Origin of the sequence: Pedobacter sp. (assembly GCF_040513095.1) — a bacterium.
GTDB lineage: Bacteria > Bacteroidota > Bacteroidia > Sphingobacteriales > Sphingobacteriaceae > Pedobacter.
Window position 1 is genome coordinate 1 of the sequence record NZ_JBEVDX010000048.1, and the last position, 4,032, is coordinate 4,032.

Here is a 4,032-nt window from a genome sequence, read left to right on the forward strand (position 1 = left end):
TATTGGGCAGAAGAAAAAACGCAGGCGTAACCAGTATAAAAAACAAGAGGAAATGAAGCGAATTAAAAAGCATATCTCTTAATTTTAAGCTGTTTTACATATATTATTTATTTTGTTAAATGATAGCTGTTGGTGATAAGGTAGGGCTTTGTTTGAGTGAAAATTTGTGAGTCATTCTTTACACTAATTACAGCATCTTTTTACAGGAAAAAGTATCAAAATGTGTGTATTTACAGCACAATTGTATGCATGAAAATTAAGTAATTGCACTAAAGGAAGCCCCGGAGCCCCGAATTACAGGAATTTGTACTTTTTTGAGGGAGTCGTGGCCCTGGGAAGTGAGAAATGTGTGGCAAGGCTTTTAGAACATTATTGCTTTGGCAGCGGAAGAGTTTGCAACGCGACTATTGTATACTTAAAAAGTGCTAAACCTTATTGCGCATTCAAATATCCTTTAGCTTTGAGATTATCCACAGCTTTTTGACCGAGTTGTCTGCCCCATTCCTGACCGGCAACCATGGCTTCCTGTGTTATCAAAGGAGATTTTTCTGCGAATTTTTTACCTGCAGGCGTCTGATAAAAAGCAATTATATCAAGGAGATCCGTTTCTGTTAAGTGCTTTTGATATATTGGCAACATGAGGGTTAAAAGTTGGTTGGATATATCCTTGTTCGCTTCAACACCAAATTCATCCCAAAACTCAGCTGGAACATTAGGCTGCTGTTGCTTAAACATAGTTACCATTTGAACCAATACGCCTTTATAAGCGGCTTCTGAACCTGATATCTGTAGCAGGTTTTTTAACGACGATTTATATTTATCGTTATCCTGACCGAAAGATAAGAAGGCAATTAAGGCGAGGCAGAGTGTTAAGATTGATTTTTTCATGTTGTGATAAAGTTAAAATTATTTATTTTACTTGCCTCAAAAACTATTTATTACCTTGGTTCAAAAAAAACATGAGGATCATCCTGACAATTATATTTTTACTGGTGGCTGGAGTTCAGGGATTTGCCCAGACATATCTTCCTGTAACAAGCAAAAATAAAACCTACCTGGCAACTGTTAAAGGACTTAGTTACAGTTATAAAAACGGGCTTGTCACTTTGAAAAATAATGGCAAGTACGACCTGGGTACAGTAAGTATCATTGCATCATCCAAAGTTGACAGCAATTTATTTGGGATTGCGCTATTCGAAGAGGGATTGGAAAAGGGCAAAACAGTTGAAGCTGAGATGTATTTCACGACGGGGCTTGGAAAAGATTCTCATGACCTGCTGCTGAAAGATGTCGACCATAAAAATCTTCTCTTATCATTTGATAAAGCGACCAGAGCACAGTGATACAGAAATCATAATTGCTGAACAGGTTCAAGGTTTCCTGATTGATACCAGCGTAAATACAGCTGTAAAGGCACTTTACCTCATGTGGCTGCTCGCTTGTTATTACAGAGAAATTCCTCAAGTTATCTAATATATGTTTGATGTTAATTGATATTTGAAAAAATAACTATTCATTTAGTTGTATAACTAATTAAGTAGTTGTATTTTCATACTATCGCCAACATTTGATTCTCTTATAATTTTAGCGACACCTGTCTGCAATCAGAAAGGTAGGTGCCTTTAAATCATAGCATATATCGAAACCATGAAAAACAAACAACTTTCAGCAATAGCAATGGTCCTAACCTTAACATTTGCTCTCTTTGGATGCTCAATAAATCGATACAACAATAATGTCAGAGTTGGAAAATGGATAACAGTATATAATTTAGATAAAGTGATCTATAAAAGAGTTGAACATTATAAACGGGGGAGAGAAAGAGGCACCTGCAAGGTATACGCAAATCATGTATTAGAATCCAAAGAGAAATATAGAAAAGACACTTGTTATACAACATTTTACTATCCTGATGGAAAAATCAGTTCCACTGGTCGATCTACAAAAAAAAGAGAACTGGATGGTTCTCTTCATTGGTATTATGTGGGGGACTGGATGTATTACGACAAAAATGGGAAATTGGAATTGATCAGAAACTACTTAAATGGTATGGAAACTAAGGAGATCGAGATACATAAATAAAAACGGTTTCCTGATTGATACCAGTGTAAATACAGCTGTAAAGGCATTTTACCCCATGTGGCTTCAAAAAACAAAAATGCTGTCGCTGCGCTCCTGACTTTTTTACAACATTTTACTCGTGTATAACGACCCGTGAATAGTACCCGATGGATATATCAAGTGACGCTGTAGCTGGCTCGATGAGGCAACTTTTCCCTTTTAAGGGTTGATTTAGGTTGGGCGTGTTCTTTTTTAGGAGTTGATATTAAACGATTCAATCGAAAATAGCGATATGTCGCGCCCTCTTGTACTGGCTGTTTTTATTTAAGTGTTTGTTTCACAGTGATTTGATTGTTTGGTATGGGCTTTGGCCATACCGGGTAGATTGAGTTCGACAATCTTGAAATTACCGCAATTATCAACTAAAAAACTTACACAAATTAAAAAAGGAGAAAACAATGGATTTAAAAAACAACTCTGCTACGAAAATCTCACCTGTTATAACAACAGATGGTGAAGAGCTCGTTCCCTCTCGTTATGCATTGAAGATTGGCGAAATTGAAGTTTTGGTTATCAGCGATGGCGTGCTGCCACTTCCAACCCAAATGCTGGCACACAATGCCGATCCGACCGATAGGGCGGAATGGCTTGACAACATGTTCCTGCCCTCAGAAGCTTTCGATTGGGCACTGAATGTTGTTGTAGTTCGTAGCGGTGATCAGACCATACTTATTGACGCTGGGCTTGGACTAGACCCAGACTTGCAGCTGCCACGAGCCGGGCAGTTAATCAAACGACTTGAGGCTGCTGGTATAGACCTGCCCTCTGTAACTGATGTGATTCTGACCCACATGCACATGGATCACGTAGGTGGGCTGCTCGTTGATGGGGTGAAAGACCGTTTGCATCCAAATCTGCGGATTCACGTTGCAGCTGCAGAAGTAAAATTCTGGGAGTCGCCCGATTTCTCTCATGTATTCATGCCGCCAGGGTTCCCGGAAGCGCTTCAGGCAACGGCTAAAAAATTCAGTGAGGTGTATCAGAGCCAATTGCAACTCTTCGATGAGAAGTATGAAGTGGCACCGGGCGTAACCGTTTCCCGTACTGGTGGTCATACCCCTGGTCATAGCGTGGTTCATCTTAAATCTGGTGATGACCGCTTGACATTTGCTGGAGACCTGGTGTTCGCAGTTGGTTTCGAACACCCTGAGTGGTACAATGGCTTTGAGCACGATCCTAAAGAGGCGGTGCGCGTCCGCATTGAACTTTTGAAGGAAGTTGCGGCTACCGGCGGGCTACTTGTGGCTACGCATTTACCATTCCCATCAGTAGGACATGTAGCGGCAGAAGGTGAAGCCTTTCGTTGGGTGCCAATGTTCTGGGATTACTAATAGAAACGTAGGTTAATGGGGTGTCCGAAAAGGTAAGACACCCCTTATCCTCCATAAATTGTTAATGCGGACGGGCTCCATCTGATTCGAATAACCAGAGCGCTTGGTAAGGTAGGAATGAGTAAGAACGCTATCGCAGCTTACGAAAAAATCATGTTTGACCGGGCTGAGCCGTTATGCAAAGAAACTATTCAGGGTATCAGCGACTTTGCAGCGCCGACTGAAGAATCTGTACAGGAATTCATTAAAATGCTCAGCTGAAAAATGAATCAACAAGTTAGCGCGCGATAAGTTATCCTTTATTTTGAATTGAAGATCAACTTCTTATAATTCAATCAGTACCTTTGAATGATGGGACAAGTGATCAACGCCTTCTGGACATTGCTTTGTTTTTTACCCGTTGTATCTATTTGGTTGCGATATGGTTCGCAAAATCATTTATGGATTATAATCGGCTTATCATTAGCCGCATTGGCAATTCCTTCGCGCTGGATACAATTAAGCAAAGATCCCGTTTTTTATCAGCAATTCGGTATCCGCTTCATTCGTAAATTCGTACAGAATGGTGATGGCTACAAAC

General features: G+C 40.2%; 6 protein-coding genes. 5 read left to right on the plus strand and 1 reads right to left on the minus strand.

Annotated elements, in window-relative coordinates; genetic code table 11:
* Window positions 1-432 precede the first annotated feature (432 nt).
* Window positions 433-888: a DUF2059 domain-containing protein gene (locus ABWY16_RS07170; RefSeq protein ID WP_353903962.1), complete on the minus strand. Its 456-nt coding sequence runs from the start codon at window positions 886-888 to the stop codon at window positions 433-435.
* Window positions 889-959: 71 nt separating this feature from the next.
* Here ABWY16_RS07170 and ABWY16_RS07175 point away from each other — a divergent pair, with 71 nt between their 5' ends.
* The 5 genes from ABWY16_RS07175 to ABWY16_RS07195 all read left to right on the plus strand — a co-directional run.
* Entirely contained in the window at window positions 960-1,343 is a 384-nt protein-coding gene (locus ABWY16_RS07175) for a hypothetical protein (RefSeq protein ID WP_353903963.1), read from the plus strand.
* Between the two features lie 304 nt (window positions 1,344-1,647).
* Entirely contained in the window at window positions 1,648-2,082 is a 435-nt protein-coding gene (locus ABWY16_RS07180; RefSeq protein ID WP_353903964.1) for a toxin-antitoxin system YwqK family antitoxin, read from the plus strand.
* Window positions 2,083-2,519: 437 nt separating this feature from the next.
* Window positions 2,520-3,452, plus strand: a complete 933-nt coding sequence (locus tag ABWY16_RS07185) for an MBL fold metallo-hydrolase (protein ID WP_353903965.1) — start codon at window positions 2,520-2,522, stop codon at window positions 3,450-3,452.
* Window positions 3,453-3,569: 117 nt separating this feature from the next.
* A complete protein-coding gene (locus ABWY16_RS07190) occupies window positions 3,570-3,713 on the plus strand; it encodes a hypothetical protein (protein ID WP_353903966.1) in 144 nt (47 codons plus the stop codon).
* An 87-nt stretch (window positions 3,714-3,800) separates the two neighbouring features.
* On the plus strand, window positions 3,801-4,032 hold a 232-nt coding region (locus ABWY16_RS07195), incomplete at its 3' end, for a hypothetical protein (protein WP_353903967.1).